Source organism: Ignavibacteriales bacterium, assembly GCA_016709765.1.
In the GTDB taxonomy this organism is placed as follows: domain Bacteria; phylum Bacteroidota; class Ignavibacteria; order Ignavibacteriales; family Ignavibacteriaceae; genus IGN3.
The window spans coordinates 252,765-270,575 of the sequence record JADJMD010000009.1 but is presented as its reverse complement, the minus strand read 5'-3'; the positions used below and the strand labels follow the sequence as shown (position 1 = coordinate 270,575).

The 17,811-nt window shown below is 33.1% G+C and carries 15 protein-coding genes and 2 pseudogenes; 13 read left to right on the top strand and 4 right to left on the bottom strand.

Annotated elements, in window-relative coordinates; translation table 11 throughout:
• Positions 1-63 precede the first annotated feature (63 nt).
• Positions 64-582 carry a DUF2179 domain-containing protein gene (locus IPJ23_05175; protein ID MBK7630082.1) on the bottom strand — a complete coding sequence of 173 codons (519 nt, stop codon included), beginning with the start codon at positions 580-582 and terminating at the stop codon, positions 64-66.
• 78 nt (positions 583-660) lie between these two features.
• Here IPJ23_05175 and IPJ23_05170 point away from each other — a divergent pair, with 78 nt between their 5' ends.
• From IPJ23_05170 to prfB, 5 genes are all read left to right on the top strand, one after another.
• Positions 661-1,299 (top strand): protein-L-isoaspartate(D-aspartate) O-methyltransferase, encoded by a 639-nt coding sequence (locus IPJ23_05170; GenBank protein ID MBK7630081.1) that lies wholly within the window; start codon positions 661-663, stop codon positions 1,297-1,299.
• A complete protein-coding gene (miaA, locus tag IPJ23_05165) occupies positions 1,287-2,216 on the top strand; it encodes a tRNA (adenosine(37)-N6)-dimethylallyltransferase MiaA (GenBank protein ID MBK7630080.1) in 930 nt (309 codons plus the stop codon). The genes IPJ23_05170 and miaA overlap by 13 nt, the downstream gene beginning before the upstream one ends.
• Positions 2,200-3,579 (top strand): DUF1446 domain-containing protein, encoded by a 1,380-nt coding sequence (locus tag IPJ23_05160; GenBank protein MBK7630079.1) that lies wholly within the window; start codon positions 2,200-2,202, stop codon positions 3,577-3,579. Before miaA ends, IPJ23_05160 begins: the two co-directional genes overlap by 17 nt.
• Entirely contained in the window at positions 3,569-3,883 is a 315-nt protein-coding gene (locus IPJ23_05155) for a hypothetical protein (protein ID MBK7630078.1), read from the top strand. The genes IPJ23_05160 and IPJ23_05155 overlap by 11 nt, the downstream gene beginning before the upstream one ends.
• Before the next feature lie 15 nt (positions 3,884-3,898).
• Positions 3,899-5,000, top strand: a protein-coding gene (prfB, locus tag IPJ23_05150; protein MBK7630077.1) for a peptide chain release factor 2 whose coding sequence is annotated in 2 segments (ribosomal slippage) — positions 3,899-3,967 and positions 3,969-5,000 — 1,101 coding nt in all. Because the reading frame shifts where the segments join, the coding sequence is not laid out codon by codon here.
• A 4-nt stretch (positions 5,001-5,004) separates the two neighbouring features.
• Here prfB and IPJ23_05145 read toward each other — a convergent pair.
• Positions 5,005-6,015, bottom strand: coding sequence for a hypothetical protein (locus tag IPJ23_05145; GenBank protein MBK7630076.1), 1,011 nt, complete (start codon positions 6,013-6,015; stop codon positions 5,005-5,007).
• Positions 6,016-6,174: 159 nt separating this feature from the next.
• Between IPJ23_05145 and IPJ23_05140 the strand changes: the two genes are divergently transcribed.
• Positions 6,175-6,444 (top strand): MGMT family protein, encoded by a 270-nt coding sequence (locus IPJ23_05140; GenBank protein ID MBK7630075.1) that lies wholly within the window; start codon positions 6,175-6,177, stop codon positions 6,442-6,444.
• A 49-nt stretch (positions 6,445-6,493) separates the two neighbouring features.
• On the opposite strand, the gene IPJ23_05135 is transcribed toward IPJ23_05140, so the two are convergent.
• Positions 6,494-7,411 carry a hypothetical protein gene (locus tag IPJ23_05135; protein MBK7630074.1) on the bottom strand — a complete coding sequence of 306 codons (918 nt, stop codon included), beginning with the start codon at positions 7,409-7,411 and terminating at the stop codon, positions 6,494-6,496.
• Positions 7,408-7,884, bottom strand: coding sequence for a PspC domain-containing protein (locus tag IPJ23_05130; protein MBK7630073.1), 477 nt, complete (start codon positions 7,882-7,884; stop codon positions 7,408-7,410). Before IPJ23_05130 ends, IPJ23_05135 begins: the two co-directional genes overlap by 4 nt.
• A 230-nt stretch (positions 7,885-8,114) precedes the next feature.
• Here IPJ23_05130 and IPJ23_05125 point away from each other — a divergent pair.
• The 7 genes and pseudogenes from IPJ23_05125 to IPJ23_05095 all read left to right on the top strand — a co-directional run bounded on the left by IPJ23_05125 (position 8,115) and on the right by IPJ23_05095 (position 17,787).
• A pseudogene (locus tag IPJ23_05125) lies at positions 8,115-9,751 on the top strand (NAD+ synthase).
• A gap of 114 nt (positions 9,752-9,865) precedes the next feature.
• Positions 9,866-11,712 (top strand): annotated as a pseudogene (locus IPJ23_05120) (2-oxoacid:acceptor oxidoreductase subunit alpha).
• The gene (locus IPJ23_05115) at positions 11,702-12,739 is read left to right on the top strand and encodes a 2-oxoacid:ferredoxin oxidoreductase subunit beta (protein MBK7630072.1); all 1,038 of its coding nucleotides are present in this window, start codon (positions 11,702-11,704) and stop codon (positions 12,737-12,739) included. Before IPJ23_05120 ends, IPJ23_05115 begins: the two are co-directional and overlap by 11 nt.
• 87 nt (positions 12,740-12,826) lie before the next feature.
• Positions 12,827-13,819, top strand: coding sequence for a bifunctional oligoribonuclease/PAP phosphatase NrnA (locus IPJ23_05110; GenBank protein MBK7630071.1), 993 nt, complete (start codon positions 12,827-12,829; stop codon positions 13,817-13,819).
• Between the two features lie 5 nt (positions 13,820-13,824).
• The gene (locus tag IPJ23_05105) at positions 13,825-15,345 is read left to right on the top strand and encodes a leucyl aminopeptidase (protein MBK7630070.1); all 1,521 of its coding nucleotides are present in this window, start codon (positions 13,825-13,827) and stop codon (positions 15,343-15,345) included.
• Positions 15,346-15,494: 149 nt separating this feature from the next.
• Positions 15,495-15,869, top strand: a complete 375-nt coding sequence (locus IPJ23_05100; GenBank protein MBK7630069.1) for a DoxX family protein — start codon at positions 15,495-15,497, stop codon at positions 15,867-15,869.
• Positions 15,870-15,957: 88 nt separating this feature from the next.
• Positions 15,958-17,787: a hypothetical protein gene (locus tag IPJ23_05095; GenBank protein MBK7630068.1), complete on the top strand. Its 1,830-nt coding sequence runs from the start codon at positions 15,958-15,960 to the stop codon at positions 17,785-17,787.
• Positions 17,788-17,811 lie beyond the last annotated feature (24 nt).

Below are 17,811 nucleotides of genomic sequence, written 5' to 3'. Positions count from 1 at the left end.
TGACACAACGATTTTACCGAAAAAAATAATTTAACGCAAGTTATCAATAATAGTAAATTAGAATTATTTTCTACTTCCATGAATAAACCCTCGGTAGGGAAGTGAATGCTGAACGGTTATAAATGCATTCGCATCAATCGATTCAACAAGTTTAATGATTTTCTTTTGCTGTTTTCTTGGCACAATTACAACTACAATTGATACATTACCAGATACGCCATAAGCAGGTAAGACAGTCACTCCAAATTTTGCTTTTCTTAATGCTTCAATAATCTTATCTGTAGATATTTTAGAAATTATATTTAACTGTGCAAATCCCAATCCGATTTTTTGTTCAATAGTTATCCCTAAAATGTTTCCGAGTCCAAATCCTATCGCATACCCAAATAAGTTTAACGTCTCATCAAGATTTTGGAAAATAAATCTCATCGCAAATACCCAAATTAATACTTCGATCATACCAGCAAATCCAGCTAAATATTTTTTTCCCTGAACTACCAAAATTGTTCTAATTGTACCAATAGAAACGTCGCAAATTCTCATTCCCATTATCAACAGAGCGCCGCCGATTATATCCAACATCTCGAACCTTTAAAAATTATTAAATACTAATTCAAATTATTTTATCTTTGATTACCAAATTATAAAATATTTTACCAAATGTTTAAAGTTCAAAGAGAAGAATTAGTTGATCAATTAACTCAAAAGGGTATTAGTGATCTTGCAGTTATTAATGCTATAGGCAATGTCCCAAGAGAGAAATTTATTCCAACTACGATGCATCAGCATGCTTATAAAGATGTTGCATTGCCAATTGGATATGAGCAAACTATATCTCAGCCTTATACAGTTGCTTATATGACACAAATGCTAGGGATCAAAAAAAAAGGAATAAAGGTTCTAGAAATAGGAACTGGTTCCGGGTATCAAGCAGCAATATTATTTGAAATGGGATGCGATGTCTACAGCATAGAAAGAAATATCGACCTTCATCATCGTGCAACAAAGTTGTTTGACAAGCTATCTATAAGGGTGCACGCAAAATATGGTGACGGTACTATCGGTTGGACAGAATTTGCACCTTTTGATAGAATAATTGTAACAGCTGGTTCACCATCCATACCAAATAAATTAAGAGAGCAATTGGTTATTGGTGGAAAAATGATAGTTCCAGTAGGAGATAGAAGTTCGCAAAAACTATATCTTTTAAAAAAAAATTCTGAGGATGAATTTGAATCAGAAGTAATTCCTGAGTTTGCTTTTGTGCCTTTAATTGGAAGAGAAGGTTGGAAAAAGTAATAGTAATTGTTGGTCCTACTTGCTCGGGCAAAACATATCTAAGCTTGCATTTGGCTTCGATATTAGATACTGAAATTATTTCTGCCGATAGCAGGCAGGTGTATAAATTGCTAGATATTGGGACAGCAAAACCTACAACGGATCAATTAAATAAAATAAAGCATCATTTTATTGATGCGATAAATCCGGATGAAGATTTTAATGCAAGCATATTTGCTGAAAAAGCAGAGCTCATCGTAAAACAGTTACAGCAGCAAAATATGTCTCCAATTATAGTTGGCGGCTCTGGTCTTTATATAAAAGCTTTGACAGATGGAATAAGTGAATCTGCTGATTCTGATGGTGAATTGAGAGAAGAACTTTTAAGTTTGCGTGAAAATTATGGTAATGATTATCTTTATGAAGAATTAAAAAAGATAGATGAAATCAGTGCGGCTAAAATGCTTCCACAAAATTGGAAAAGAGTTATTAGAGCAATAGAAGTTTTTAGATTAACGGGTAAACCAATTTGGCAGCACTATCAGGTCCAGAAACGGCCATTATATATTGAATACGAACAGATAGGTTTATTGTGGGATCGGAATTTACTTTATAAAAATATTGAGTTACGAGTTGATGAAATGATCAGGTTAGGTCTGGTAGATGAGGTATCATTGATTCTAAAATCGGGTTATAATAAACATCTTAATTCTTTAAATACGGTTGGATATAAAGAAATTATTCAATATTTAGAGAATGAAATTTCTTTAGACCGTGCAGTTGAGTTAATTAAGAGAAATACAAGAAGATTCGCCAAAAGACAGATGACTTGGTTTAACGCAGATAAAAGAATTAAGTGGACAAAGATTAATTCAATTAAGGATTTGCAACTACTTGCAAAAAACATTGCAAAGGAAATAAATGAAAGAAAAAATTAGAATTGCTTCCGGACAAGGGTTTTGGGGGGATTTAATTGATGCACCGTATCATCAAGTAAGTAAAGGAGATATTGACTACCTTGTAATGGATTATCTTGCAGAAGTTACAATGTCTATTCTACAAAAACAGAGGAATAAAAATCCAGATCTTGGTTATGCAAAAGACATTCCTGATTTAATGAGAAGAATTCTTCCGATCATAACTTCTAAGAATATTAAAGTGATCACAAATGGAGGGGGAGTTAATCCCATTGCGTGCGCAAAAGCTGTAATGAAAGTTGCCAAAGAACTATCTATAACAGATTTGAAAATTGGTGTTGTCCTTGGAGATGATATAAAAGATCAAATTGATGAGCTGATGAAAAATGGGGCAACATTAAAAAATATGGAAACAGACGAACCAATAAGTACTGTTCAAGATAAAATTCTTAGCGCGAATGTTTATTTTGGAGCATTTCCGATTGTTGAGGCATTGGAAAAAGGAGCTGATATTATTATCACTGGAAGAACAACTGACACCGGCTTAACTCTTGCCCCCATGATTTATGAATTTGGATGGAGAGTTAATGACTACGATTTGCTTTCTGCTGGAACCATTGCCGGACATATTTTAGAGTGTGGTGCTCAATCAAGTGGAGGGAATTTTTTGGGTGATTGGCAATCAATACCAAACATGGCAGAAATCGGTTTTCCAATTGCTGAAGCTTTTCCCAATGGTGAAGTTATTATTACTAAACATCAAAAAACTGGTGGTAAAGTATCTTTTGAAACTGTTGCGGAGCAACTACTTTATGAGATTGGTGATCCTAAATCTTATATAACACCTGATTGTGTCGCTGATTTTACTTCAATAAAACTTGAAGATTTAGGAAATGATAGAGTAAAAATGTACGATGTAAAAGGATTTCCAGAAACAGAATTCTATAAAGTTTCCTGCTCATACTCTGATGGCTTTAGTGCTGTATCATCATTAACATATTCATGGCCGCAAGCCCTTACAAAAGCAAAAGTTGCAGATGAGATTTTAAGAAAAAGATTGGCTAATCTTTTTCTACAGTTTGATGAAATTAGAACAGAATTTGTTGGATATAATTCAACTCACGGTCCATTGGCAAAAGAATTAAATGAAGATGAAATAAATGAAATTATGCTAAGAATAGCCGTCCGTTCTCACGATTATAAATCTGTTGAAAGATTTGGAAAAGAGATTGCTCCGCTAATATTAACCGGTCCTCCAGCCGTTACAGGATTTGCTGGTGGCAGACCAAAACCCAGTGAAGTTGTTGCTTATTGGCCAGCTTTAATTTCAAAAAAATTAGTAAAGCCTATTGTTGAAATTATGGAGTTAAAAAATGAAAATTAAACTTATGGATATCGCGCATGGCAGGAGCGGGGATAAAGGAGATGCCGCGAATGTAGGAATTATTGCTTACGATGATAAGGGGTATCAGTTTATAAAAAAGCATCTTACAGTTGATAATGTTAAAAAACACTTTGAGGGAATTTGTTTAGGGAAGGTAGAGCGATTTGAACTTCCAAATCTTCGTGCATTAAACTTTTTATTGCACAATACATTAGGTGGTGGAGGTACTGTTTCACTAAAACACGATGCACAAGGTAAAACTCTTGCTGCAGCACTTTTAAGAATGGAAATTGAAATAGAATAAAATTAGGGAGTAAGCATGTTTGAAGAAGAAATAAAGTCTCTTAATAAACACAAGATCCGAGTCAATAATTTACGGAGTTATCTTTGACGTCGATCGTAAAGAATTTAAAATAGAAGAATTACATAAGAAAACGGAGGCCCCTGATTTTTGGAATGATCAAATGGGTGCTCAGAAAATCTTACAAGAAATAAAAACTCTACAAACTTGGGTGGAACTTTGGAAAGATGTTAATAAAAAATCCGAAAGCGTGGATGAGTTTATTCAAATCGCACAGATGGAGAATGATGAATCCCTTTCTGCAGACATAGCCAAAGAACTTGATGCACTTGATACTGCAATTGACAAAGCAGAATTTAAAAACATGCTGAGCGGTAAAGATGATAATAAGAACAGCATTTTAACAATACATTCTGGTGCCGGCGGAACAGAATCGCAAGATTGGGCGGATATGCTGCTTAGAATGTATTTACGGTACGGCGAACAAAACGATTTCAAAATGACAATAGTAGATATTTTAGATGGCGATGGTGCGGGAATTAAATCTGCTACCGTAGAAGTTGTGGGTGAATTTGCTTATGGTTATATGAAAGCAGAAAATGGCGTTCATCGTTTAGTTAGAATTTCTCCATTCGATTCCAATAAAAGAAGACATACCTCTTTTGCATCCGTATTCGTTATTCCTGAAGTTGATGATACAATTGAAATCGAAGTAAATCCAGCAGATCTTAGAGTGGATACCTATAGGTCGGGTGGAAAAGGTGGACAAAATGTTAACAAAGTTGAAACCGCTGTTAGATTTACTCACATTCCAACTGGTATTGTTGCAGCTTGCCAAAGTGAAAGATCGCAAGCTCAAAACCGTGTAAACGCAATGAAGTTATTAAAATCAAAACTTTATCAACTTGAATTAGAAAAACAAAACGCCGCATTAGATGAAGTTGAAAAAAGTAAGATGAAGATAGAGTGGGGAAGTCAGATTCGTAGTTACGTTTTTCATCCCTATAATATGGTAAAAGATCATCGCACCGATGAAGAAACCTCTGATACACAAGGTGTGATGGATGGCGATATAAATAGATTTATAAAAGCATTTTTATTAAAGTTTAGTCAGAATTAATATTTCAATTTCTATTTAAGTTATATTGATTCGTAAGGTTTGTTAACCTTCGTGGGTAATCTGTTTGCATACCGTTGATGCCGCTTTTAATTAAGCATTCCATTTCACGTTTATCATTAATTGTGCATCCAATTAGAAAATCTATATTAGCTTTATCCTGTTTTTTATTAAGGTGCAACCTTCTTCGCACATCATACCAGATAACTCTTCTGAATGTTATCCAATTTGCAATTGTAATTTGTCTTGGGCGCATAATTATTGCAACATTATTTTTATTTTTCGCCGCTACTTTAACGGTACTATGAATCCTTGGTAGAAAAACAAAACCCGGGGGAATTTCAACATCTAAACTGTATATAAGATCTGGATATTTATTTTTTGCAACCTCAAGCACTTCCGGATAGAAGGTTTCGATAATAAACTTTGTTGATAGATTAAATTCTTTAATTAATGTATCTAACTTATCGAGAATTACAATAATTAACTCTTTCTCATCCTTGGGAACTTTTATGTCTAAAAAAACATATTTGATTTGAGGTTTATCTTTTATCCAATCTAAAAATTCTCTAAATGTTGGTATGTGTGCATTTATCGGTTCTGATTCACCTTTCTTAATAAAATTAAAATGTTTTCTAAATTCCGCTAAAGTAAGTTCACTAATTTTATTTCTAAAACCACTAAATGGAGCAGGAAAATCAGGCTTGTAAGCGACCTCAGGTTCAATGCCACTTTCACGAATTAATGCAACTAATTCATCAGGATTCCAATCGTGCCAGAGAATTACTTCTTTATCTTTTGTAACACACAAATCAGTTTCTAAAGAATTAACACCTTCGCGCAAAGCTCTTTCAAAAGATGGAATAGTATTTTCGGGTTCGTTAACAGGTGAACCGCGATGACCACATACTAGAAATAAATTTTCTTTATCTACTTTTAATTTGCTTATCGGACAAAACCTAAAAAGCTCTCTGAACCAAACTCCAAGTAAGACTAATTTTCTATTAAAACTTGCCATAATAAAAGTTTATCCTGATTTTACTTTTGAAATTATTTTAATAATTATCCAAACACAAATGAAGTCATTTAAAAAAACAACTTCCAAAAAGAAAAAAAAAATCATTCTGAAAAAAAGAAACAAGATTTTTTTAAGAAAGTTTATTCTGTTACAAAAAAAATCCCATACGGAAAAGTTTCTACGTACGGTGATATTGCAGAAGCCTGCGGAATTCGTTCCTCTGCTAGAACAGTTGGATGGGCTCTAAATGGATGCGGACCCGATATTCCGGCACACAGAGTCGTTAACCGTTTTGGAGCGTTAACCGGTAAAATACATTTCGGCGACCCGAATTTGATGGAAGAACTTTTACGAAGCGAGGGAATTGAGTTTGATGAAAAAGGATGTGTTAATCTGGCAAAACATTTGTGGATACCAAAAAGAAAATAAAAAAAGCGATTCTTTCAAATCGCTTTTTTGAGATAACATTAAATCGCTTTTAATATCTTTTAACATCTATGGATGAAACACCACAATCTATTTCTATAAATATTTTCTTTGTTGCTGTATCAAAATTATCTGTGCGATATATATTGTGACTTATTTTATTGAATCCTTTATAATTCTTACTTGATAGGGCATCATCAGAATTTATTTCACATCCAACAGATTCTGGAACTAGTATATCCATATCCGAAGCTCCAGCATCTATTTTTAATCTTGTAATATCTGATTGATCACCAAACTTTACATTTAATGCTGCAGCTCCCATATCGATATCTAATTTACTAATTTTATAGGGTGTCAAATCCAAATCAAGCGACGCTGCTCCAACATCAAAGAAAAGTTCCCACTCAGGATTTGCATTAAGCGACATTTCAACTGAATTTTTATAATTGTTTTTTCCAAATTTTACATGGTTACTCTTCATCTTAAATTCAAGATCCGAATGTGAACCAAAATCATTTCTGATCAACTTGTAATTTTCTTTTAAGCCTTCAGTTTTAAAATCAATTAATTTATCAGTTGGAGTTAGCATTTTAAATCCGCCTGCTCCACCACTGAATTGTAATTTCGAAGTTTTTATTGAATCAGAATACTCTTGTGAAAAGTAAGTTGTATCAAAAACAGCAACTTCATCTCCAAAGTGAATTTCAAAATCATCATCTATAAGATTAGTTGTAGCGCTTACTGAAGCATAAAGAGTCAGCGCTAGTACCAATGCAGCTAATCCCGCAACAATACCTTTTCCAACCTGATTTTTTACCAAAATTGAAACACCAATTAAGACTAAAACCATTGGCCAGAACTTCCATGCAGAATGCCAAGTAAAACTTAAAGGTGTTAAGTTGCCTAGGAGAACTAATCCACCAATCGAAATAAAAAATACTCCCCAGAAAATATTTGAAGTTTTCATTGTGATACCTCGCTAACATTTTTATTTCTAGAATTCAAAATAATTGCTATGCCTAATCCAATAAGAACTAATGGCCAAAAATCACCAAAGTGAAAATGTGGAACAAAATTATCTAAAAGAAAGATACCGCCCAAAAATATTAAGAATGCACCTGCGTAAATACTTCTATTATTTTGTGGTTTTTCATTCATTATATTCATATTGAATTCTGTGTTTTCACTTTTTTTTTCTTCTGAACCAGGGTTTGAATCCTGTTTTGCATATTCATTGTTAAATGGGGTTATTATATATGGCTTTTGGGGAATAATAATCCACAAAATAATATATGCTATAATTCCACTGCCACCAAAGATAACTGCTAGAACAAAAATCAATCTAACAATAACCGGGTCGATTGAAAAATATTCTGCTAATCCTCCGCAAACCCCACCTAACATTTTGTCTGTTACCGAACGATATAGTTTCTTGTACATTTCAGAACTCCTTTCTGTCTGTAATTTCTGCTGCAATTATAGTTAAGAAATACATAGAAGGCTTTTTTTATGGTATCAACGGCAGATGAATGTTAAATAGGGGAAAATCAGTTTATTGTCGGGCCAGTGGAATCGGTGAATAGCAGGAAAATTTAATTTTTTGTTGTAATAATTAAAACTTAGTTTATTTTAGTTGCAAAACTTTAATAATTATTTAGATAAATCATTAAATGAAAATTGCCCTCTGCCAAATAGATCCCATAATCGGAAATATTGAATATAATAAACAAAATATTTTAGATGGATATAAAAACGCAATAAAAGCAAATGCTGATATTGCAATATTTCCCGAACTATCACTTGTTGGATATCCGCCTTTAGATCTGGTTGAAAAAAAGGAATTTAGAAAAACCGTTAATTTATTTACAAAAGAAATTGCATCCCAAACGGGAAAAGTTGGATTAATATTCGGGGCAATCACTGAAGACAATGATAAGATAGGAACAGATATTCACAACTCCGCAATTTTATGTTTTGATGGAAAGATTCAATTTGTGCAGCATAAAACATTAATTCCTAATTACGATGTTTTTGATGAGATGCGGTATTTTGATTCAGCTGAAAGTGTTTCCGTTTTTGAATTTAAAGGTGAGAAACTTGGAATTTCTATTTGTGAGGATATCTGGAATGACTCCGATTATTGGTACAGAAGAAGATATCATAAAGATCCAGTAAAAGATTTGATTAATCAGGGATCATCAATTCTTATAAACATCTCAGCTAGTCCATATTCTTATGGCAAACGTGCTGATAGAAAAAAATGTTGTCCGTACTTACAAAGGAAGATAAAATTCCGCTGGCATATGTTTGCTGTGTTGGTGCACAAACAGATTTGATTTTTGATGGTGCAAGTATGTGTTTAGATGGAAAAGGAAATCTTGTAAAACTCGGCAATGCGTTTGAAGAAGATTTTATTATGTTTGATACAAAAGTAGACTATCAACCAATAGTAAATTGCGAAGGAACTTTTGAAGAAGAAGTTTACAACTCACTAGTTTTCGGGTTAAAGGAATATTGCAGCAAATTAGGATTTAAAAAAGTTTTAGTAGGATTAAGCGGTGGAATGGATTCCACGCTTGTAACATGCATTGCTGTCGATGCACTTGGAGCAGAAAATGTTCACGTAATTTTGTTACCTTCAAAATATTCAAGTGAAGGAAGTGTGAGCGATTCGGAAGAGCTAATTCGCAATCTGGGAATTCAATCAAATAATGTTAGCATTCAGCCTGTTGTTGATGAAACACTGAAGCAAATAAAATCGATTGTAAAAGATGATATAAAATCTTTAACAGAAGAAAACTTGCAAGCAAGAGTGCGTGGATTATACTTGATGACATACTCAAATAACTACGGCCATCTTTTATTAACAACCGGTAACAAATCTGAAATGGCAGTTGGTTATTGTACTTTATATGGCGATATGTGCGGTGGACTTGCTGTAATCGCAGATGTTTATAAAACTGATATTTATAAAATTGCTAATTACATTAACACAAAAAAAGAAATTATTCCTCAAACAATTATTGATAAAGCTCCATCTGCAGAGTTAAAACCAAATCAAACTGATCAGGATACCTTACCACCATATGAAACCTTAGATAAAATATTAAGAATGTATCTTGAAGAAAACAAAGAGTATAATGAGATAAAAGAGATTATTGGCGATGAAATATTGGTGAAGAAAATCCTTAAAATGGTTGATATTAACGAGTTCAAAAGAAATCAGGCCGCTCCAGCACTGCGCGTTTCATCCAAAGCATTTGGTTATGGAAGAAGATATCCAATTGTCCAAGGATGGAGAAAATAATCTGATTGAATTTTTCCTGATTCTTTTATGAAAGTGATGTGAAAATCAATTGTAAATTCATAACAGTCTTATTAGTTTTGAAATAGCAAATATTTTAATTTTAAAGAGAGAAACATGGCTAAAGAAAAAGAAATGCAGCAGCTAAGTGAAGTTACTGTTCGCTTTGCAGGCGATTCGGGTGATGGAATGCAGCTTACTGGTTCTCAGTTCAGTGATACTACCGCTTTTGTCGGTAATGATTTAAATACTCTTCCTGATTACCCTGCAGAAATAAGAGCCCCTGCCGGAACAATTTATGGAGTTAGCGGATTTCAATTACATTTTAGTAGTGAAGATATCCACACTCCAGGAGATCAACCTGATGTCTTAGTTGCAATGAATCCTGCAGCTTTAAAGAAAAATCTGGCTGAAATAAAAAAGAATGGTATTATTATAGTTAACTCCGATGCCTTTGATTTAAAGAATTTAAAGTTAGCTCACTACGAAACAAATCCATTAGAAGATGGAGCTCTTGAAGGTTACACTGTTTTTCAAGTCCGAATTAGTCATCTAACAGAAAATGCTTTAGAAGGTACTTCACTTTCACCTAAAGAAGTAGCAAGATGTAAAAACTTTTTTGCTCTCGGTTTAATGTACTGGTTATATAACAGACCAATTCAGAATACTGTGGATTGGATTCAGGATAAATTTAAAAGAGTCCTCAGTTTGTAGATGCAAATACTAAAGCTTTAAATGCAGGATATAATTTTGGTGAAATGACCGAAGCATTTACAACAAGATATGATGTTGAATCTGCAAAATTACCAAAAGGTACCTACAGGAATATTTCTGGTAACGAAGCTACTGCATTTGGATTCCTTGCTGCCTCAGTTCAAAGTGGATTGCCATTATTTTTAGGGTCATATCCTATTACACCAGCAACTGAAATTCTTCAATACATTAGTAATTTTAAGAATTTTGGTGTTAAAACATTTCAAGCTGAGGATGAAATTGCAGGTGTAACATCTGCGATTGGTGCTGCTTTTGCAGGCAATCTTGCTATAACAACTACAAGTGGGCCAGGGTTAGCCTTAAAAACTGAAGCAATCGGACTTGCTGTAATGACCGAACTGCCACTTGTAATCATCAATGTTCAGCGTGGCGGACCAAGTACTGGTTTACCAACAAAAACAGAACAAGCTGATTTGTTGCAAGCTGTGGTTGGAAGAAATGGTGAAGCACCTGTTGCTGTACTTGCTGCAAAAACACCACGCGATTGTTTTTATATGGCTATTGAAGCTTCCAGGATTGCGGTAAAATATATGACACCTGTAATTTTATTGACAGATGGTTATATTGCGAATGGAAGTGAACCTTGGAGAATTCCAAGTGTTGATTCACTACCTAAAATTGATGTTATATTCAGAACTGAAAAAGAAGGATTTTATCCTTACTTGAGAGATGAATTTCTTGCAAGACCATGGGCTGTTCCCGGAACGCCTGAATTAGAGCATCGAATCGGTGGACTTGAAAAAGCACACATTTATGGAAGTGTAAATTATGATCCGGATAATCATCATAAGATGATAAATCTTCGGGCTGAAAAAATTAAAAACATTGAAAATGATATCCCTGATTTAGAAGTTGATGGGGATCAACAAGGTGAACTTCTTATTTTAGGCTGGGGTGGAACTTACGGCGCAATAAAAGAAGCTGTTCTAAAATCAAGAGCGATGGGAATGAAAATATCTCAAGCTCACTTTCAATACTTAAATCCATTTCCTAAAAATACGGGAGATGTTCTTAAAAGATTTGAAAAAGTGCTTATACCGGAGATCAATCTTGGACAATTAGCTAAATTAATAAGAAGCGAGTATCTGATTGATGTTATTCAGTTTAATGTAGTTCGTGGATTACCATTCAGAGTATCAGATATTTTAGAAAAGATTAAGGAAACACTCGGAGGAAAAAATGGAAAATAAAGATGAAATACAAACAGTAAAATTAACTGCTAAAGATTTTACTACTGATCAGGATGTTAGATGGTGCCCGGGCTGTGGTGATTATTCAATCCTCGCACAGGTTCAAAGAACGTTTCCTGAAATTATTGATGTGCCAAAGGAAGATGTTGTCTGGATTTCCGGTATCGGATGTTCAAGCCGTTTTCCTTATTATATGGATACCTACGGTTTTCACGGAATACATGGGAGAGCACCAATTTTAGCTACTGGAGTTAAATTAGCAAATCCCAAACTTTCTGTTTGGGTTGCAACCGGTGATGGGGATTTATTAAGTATCGGTGGAAATCATTTTATCCATGCTTGCAGAAAAAATATTGATATTAAAATTTTACTTTTTAATAATCGTATTTACGGATTAACAAAAGGTCAGTACTCACCAACATCTGAGAGAGGGAAAGTTACAAAGACAACACCTTTTGGTAGTGTTGATTATCCCTTTAATCCAACCATGCTTGCAACCGGTGCTGAAGCAACATTTGTTGCAAGATCAATTGATAGAAATACAAAGCATTTGCAGGAAATGATTAAGAGAGTTGGAAAGCATAAAGGAACAGCATTTTTAGAAATATATCAGAACTGTAATATTTTTAATGATGGTGCGTTTTCGATTCTTACCGAAAAAGACACAAAAGAAGATAATATTTTAATTCTTGAACAAGGTAAACCTATGGTGTTTGGTAAAGATGGAAATAAGGGAATTAAACTGGATGGATTTACACCAAAGATTGTTGATTTAACTAGCGGGCAATATTCTGTAAATGATTTGTGGATACACGATGAATTTGAAGAAAGTTATGTCCGTGCGGCAATTCTTTCATCATTTACAGAAACTCCGGGTTTCCCAACTCCAATTGGTGTTTTTAGACAGGTATCAAAACCAACTTACGATCAAGGTATGGTTGACCAGATAGAAGATGTAAAAAAGAAAAAAGGTCAGGGTGAGTTAGCCAAAGTCCTTTTTGGCGGTAATACTTGGGAAGTTAATTGATAAAAAGTAGATTAAACTAAAACTTTTTTATTTCGTTTTTATGGGCTTGAAACAGCTTCAAGCCCATTTTTATTTTTTAGAAAACTTATGATTGATTTTGAAAAACTAAAACATATCATACAGGACAATTCATCGTTTCTATTAACTACACACGTTAATCCAGATGCTGATGCAATTGGTTCCGAAGTTGCATTTTATCATTTATTAAAAAAACTAGGTAAAAAGATTTATATAATAAATCACAGTTATACTCCATACAATCTGGAATTCTTAAATACTGAAAAAATAATTCAGAGATTTGATGAATTAGAACATAAAAGTATTTTGAATGAAGTTGATGTATTAGTTGCCTTGGACTTTAACCGTGCTGATAGAACAGTTAGAATGGAAGACCATTTTAGAAAATCCAGTAAGTTAAAAATTTGTCTTGATCATCATCAGGATCCTGAAGAGTTTGTTGATTATCTCTTTATTGATACTGAAAGTTGTGCAACAGGTCAAATCATTTATGATTTTATTAAGCAAACTAAAATTGTGGAATTAGATTTTAATATTGCAGAACCTCTTTATGCTGCTATTATGACGGATACAGGTTCTTTCAGGTTTGATAGAACTACTTCTGAGGTTCACATAATTATCGCTGAGTTGTTAAAGCTTGGCGTAAATCCTGAACAAGTATATGATAAACTATATGATCAGAGCAAATTTAGTAAAGTTAAATTGCTGGGTAGAGCTTTAAATTCAATCAATCTTAAGTATAATGCACAATTAGGTTACATGGTTATAACCCAAAAAGATTTTAAAGAACTTGGCGCGATAGAGAGTGATACAGAAAATTTTGTTAATTATACTTTGTCTATAGAAAATGTTATTGTTGGAATTTTATTCATAGAACTTAAAAATGGATTTAAAGTTAGTTTTCGATCTAAAGGGGATATTCCCGTGAATAAACTTGCAAATGAATTTGGAGGCGGAGGACATACAAATGCTGCAGGTGCTCGATTCTTTACAAATAATATGTTGGAAATGATCCCTGTAATCCTTTCTAAAGCAGAACTTTATCTTAATAACAGAAAGTAAATTTTATGTACAAAATAAATCTTAAAACTGGTGGATCTAAAATTATTTACAATCCACTATCAATAAGTCTTAAATACTTAATTGATGATAATAAGTTAGCCAAAAGCTTACCAAACTTGGAAAAAATATTTAACATAAAATTTTCAGAACTACAGAGAAAAAATTTCTTATCAAACGATGGCGGTAAAATTCGTGTAACTAAACCATCGGGTAAACCTGATGCTCTGATTTTATCAAAAGTAAAATTAGATGATAAATTTAATGCTGATTATTTCAGAAATCATTTAGCGGAATTTATTGCTAATCTAAAAAATGAGATGACAGAAAATCTGCACATTATTATTCCTTCATTTTCATCTATTAAAAAGTATTTTGATTCTGAGGACTATTATTATCAGACATTTGCAGAAGGCGTTTTACTCGGTAATTATTCATTTGATAAATACAAATCAAAAAAAAATAAAAACAAAGTTCTTGACGTTTATTTTTATGCTGATAACGAAAAAAAAATAAAAACTTCAATTTCCGTTGCTGAAAAATTAATTACATCAGTTTATCTAACAAGAGATTTACAAAGCGAACCTGCCAATAATTTAACTCCCGATATTTTTGCCAAACGGATTGTTAATGAAGTAACACAGACTGGTATAAAAGCAAAAGTTTTTGGTGATGCTGAAATTAAAAAAAGAAAAATGGGCGGCTTAATTGCAATCGGGCAGGGGAGCAGTAACAAACCAAGATTTATAGTTCTAGAATACAAACCGACTATCAAATCTAAAAAGAATAAAAAAAATAAAACCAAAACAATTGCATTAGTTGGTAAGGGAATTACTTTTGATACAGGAGGTATATCAATAAAACCCTCAAAAGGAATGGGCGAAATGAAAGCTGACATGTCCGGTGCCGCTGTTGTTGTTGGAACTTTGATTGCTGCTGCAAAAAATAAATTACCCATTCATTTGTACGGAATAATTCCTTCCGCTGAAAATATGGTTTCCGGAGAATCAGTCAGGCCAGGTGATGTAATTAAAATATCAAACGGTAAAACTGTTGAGATTGAAGACACTGATGCTGAAGGAAGAGTTGTTTTAGCCGATGCTTTGCATTATGCTTCTGAATTAAAACCGGATCAAATTATTGATCTTGCAACACTTACAGGCGCATGTGTAATTGCACTTGGTGAATTTGTTGCCGGTATGTTTACTAAGAATGATGCTATGGCAGGTAATCTTTATAAAAGCGGAATTACAACTTATGATCGCGTGTGGCGTTTACCAATGTGGGATGATTTCAATGAGTTAATTAACAGTGATGTTGCAGACGTTGCAAATCTTGGCAGTACACGCTGGGCTGGAGCAATTACCGCGGCTAAATTCTTAGAACATTTTGTAGACAAAAATATTCCTTGGACGCATTTAGATATTGCAGGTCCGGCAATGAATAATTCATCAAGAAGTTATACTAAAAAATATATGACGGGTTTTGGTGTGCGTCTTTTGTTTGATTATTTATCACACAGAATTTAATACTTCTGTAATCCCGAATTTATTTCGGGATCTTCTATTTTAATATTTGATAAAATAAATCAACTACTTCTTTAATTTGATATAAATTTCCAATTCCATTATAATGCAAGTATTAATTATGCATTGAAATATTATTAAGGAGATAAATATTGAAAATTACTTATATTATTGTACGCAGTTTAATGGGGCTTTTGTTTCTATTTGCCTCGATTACTTTTTTATTTAACTTAATTACTCCGCCGGAACCTACAGGCGCCATGAAAATATTTGGCGAGGGGCTTGCAGCATCTATTTACCTTATGCCGACAGTAAAATTAATTGAACTGCTTTGTGGTATTGCGTTTGTTTCAGGCAGATTCGTTGTATTTGCCGCTGTTTTAATTACACCAATAATTATTAATATCTTTTTTGTTCACGTTTTTGTTGCGCCTGAAGGTTTACCAATTGCGATATTTTTAGTGTTAGCGATCTCATTTGTAGCATACTACAACAGAGAAAGCTATAAACAGTTATTTAAAATGTAAATATTTTATGTTTTACAAAGTTTACTTGCTATACAAATATGATACTTTGCGTAATAAATTAATTATTATCTAGTTGCTCTTAATTATTATGATCTTAATTAAAACTAAACGATTCCTAATTATAAACCTTTTAACTATTCTCTTAATAAATCCTTTTAGTATTCCTCAACAAAATAAAATCTTACAATCAGAGACTAAAATATTATCTAACGTAATAAATCTTTCCGGTTTTATAACAAGCTCATATTTTAATGAACAGGTTTGTAATTTTAATTTCAATCCCGATATCAAAATTCTAATTAATGCGCCACCAGTTAAAGAATTTATTATAAACAAACCTACTAAATTAATTCTGTTTGCCTTGCCGAATGGAAATTCAATCGAACAAACAATCGGGAAGAAAGTAAAAGATGGAGATGATTGGCATTTCGATATTCAGCATCTCGGGGCACAAACCAGGTTTCTTCGCAACCAGTTAACAAATTATAATGTGGTAATTGCATATTTAGAAACTTCTCAAAAAAGCTGGCCTTCCTGGAAATCCAAACATTCTGATTACGCTACAATTATTGATTCCATAGTTAATTATTTAACAGTTTTATTTATGGATTATAATCCTTCCATTGTTCTAACAGGACATAGCGGCGGCGGTAGTTTTACTTTTGGTTATTTAGATGGTGTTCGAGAAATACCAATGAATATTGAGCGAATTTCTTTTTTAGATAGTAACTACGGATATGATGATAAATATGGACCGCTTATAGTTAATTGGCTTAACGAATCGGATGAACATTATTTAAGTGTTATAGCATACAACGACAGCATTGCACTTTACAATGATAATCCGATTGTAAGTGCTAAAGGTGGAACGTGGTTTAGAAGCAAAATGCTTAAAGATTATCTGGATAATTTTTTTACATTTACCACTGATGAAAATGATGAGTTTATAACTTACACCGCTTTAAATTCACGCATTAAAATTATTCTTAAAAAAAATCCTGAAAGATTAATTCTACATACTGTACAAGTTGAGTTAAACGGTTTTATCCAATCAATACTTTCAGGCACAAAGCAGGAATGCGTTGGTTATAAATATTTTGGTGAGCGTGCATATTCACATTTAGTTCAGGATGGGAAAATATTAACTAATATTTTAATGATTCCACCAAGACCTACCAGCTCTATAACAGGTTCCCAGTTTATGAATAAGATAATGAGTTTGAGCTTTGAAGAAAGGGAACAGGAAATTTATAACGAGATTTCAGCTGGAAACGTTCCTGAATTTCTAAGAACACTTACAAAGATTACAAACACGTTTAAGGATTCAGCTGGTAAAGATCACTTTTGTACTTACGAAGTTATGCCGGATTATCTTGCAGTAGGATCAGATGAAGATTTTTGCAGAATCCCGATGGGACCACAAACAGCCCAAAAAATTGCTGATCTTTTTGGTGCTGTAATGCCTACACGCAAACTTGTTAATGATATTTATGCTCATTGCATCGTAAAACTTGATCCGGTTACATATAAACCTGTTGGTGATGAAAATACTTTAGTTGCAAAGTTCCTGGATCATAATCAAGAAATTCAAAATCAATATATTGATGCAGAAGGAATGCTTGGACAACTAACTGGAGGAATAAAAAAAGATGTTGTTATTAGTAATAAAATAGCTGATACATTAAGAACTGCCAACGTGGTAATTTACGGTTGGCATAAACTTGATGGCACTCCGATACAGCCCCTAACTAACATTCATAAAAATACTTATGTGGATTACAGTCATGGTGTTCGATTGCTAAATGCAGAAATGTTGATTGATGGTGAAACTATTAAAATTAAATCTGTTCTTCAAGATCCAATTCTTTATAAAATACTTAGTGATGAAAATAAGCCTATGAGTATTATCTCTTATTAATATTTTTACTATATATCGATTTTT

Excerpts from the sequence above, each read along its gene's own strand:
- IPJ23_05175 (MBK7630082.1), bottom strand. The coding sequence starts at position 582 with ATGTTGGATATAATCGGCGGCGCTCTGTTGATAATGGGAATGAGAATT.
- IPJ23_05170 (MBK7630081.1), top strand. The coding sequence starts at position 661 with ATGTTTAAAGTTCAAAGAGAAGAATTAGTTGATCAATTAACTCAAAAG.
- IPJ23_05160 (MBK7630079.1), top strand. The coding sequence starts at position 2,200 with ATGAAAGAAAAAATTAGAATTGCTTCCGGACAAGGGTTTTGGGGGGAT.
- IPJ23_05155 (MBK7630078.1), top strand. The coding sequence starts at position 3,569 with ATGAAAATTAAACTTATGGATATCGCGCATGGCAGGAGCGGGGATAAA.
- IPJ23_05145 (MBK7630076.1), bottom strand. The coding sequence starts at position 6,015 with ATGGCAAGTTTTAATAGAAAATTAGTCTTACTTGGAGTTTGGTTCAGA.
- IPJ23_05135 (MBK7630074.1), bottom strand. The coding sequence starts at position 7,411 with ATGAAAACTTCAAATATTTTCTGGGGAGTATTTTTTATTTCGATTGGT.
- IPJ23_05130 (MBK7630073.1), bottom strand. The coding sequence starts at position 7,884 with ATGTACAAGAAACTATATCGTTCGGTAACAGACAAAATGTTAGGTGGG.
- IPJ23_05115 (MBK7630072.1), top strand. The coding sequence starts at position 11,702 with ATGGAAAATAAAGATGAAATACAAACAGTAAAATTAACTGCTAAAGAT.
- IPJ23_05110 (MBK7630071.1), top strand. The coding sequence starts at position 12,827 with ATGATTGATTTTGAAAAACTAAAACATATCATACAGGACAATTCATCG.
- IPJ23_05105 (MBK7630070.1), top strand. The coding sequence starts at position 13,825 with ATGTACAAAATAAATCTTAAAACTGGTGGATCTAAAATTATTTACAAT.
- IPJ23_05095 (MBK7630068.1), top strand. The coding sequence starts at position 15,958 with ATGATCTTAATTAAAACTAAACGATTCCTAATTATAAACCTTTTAACT.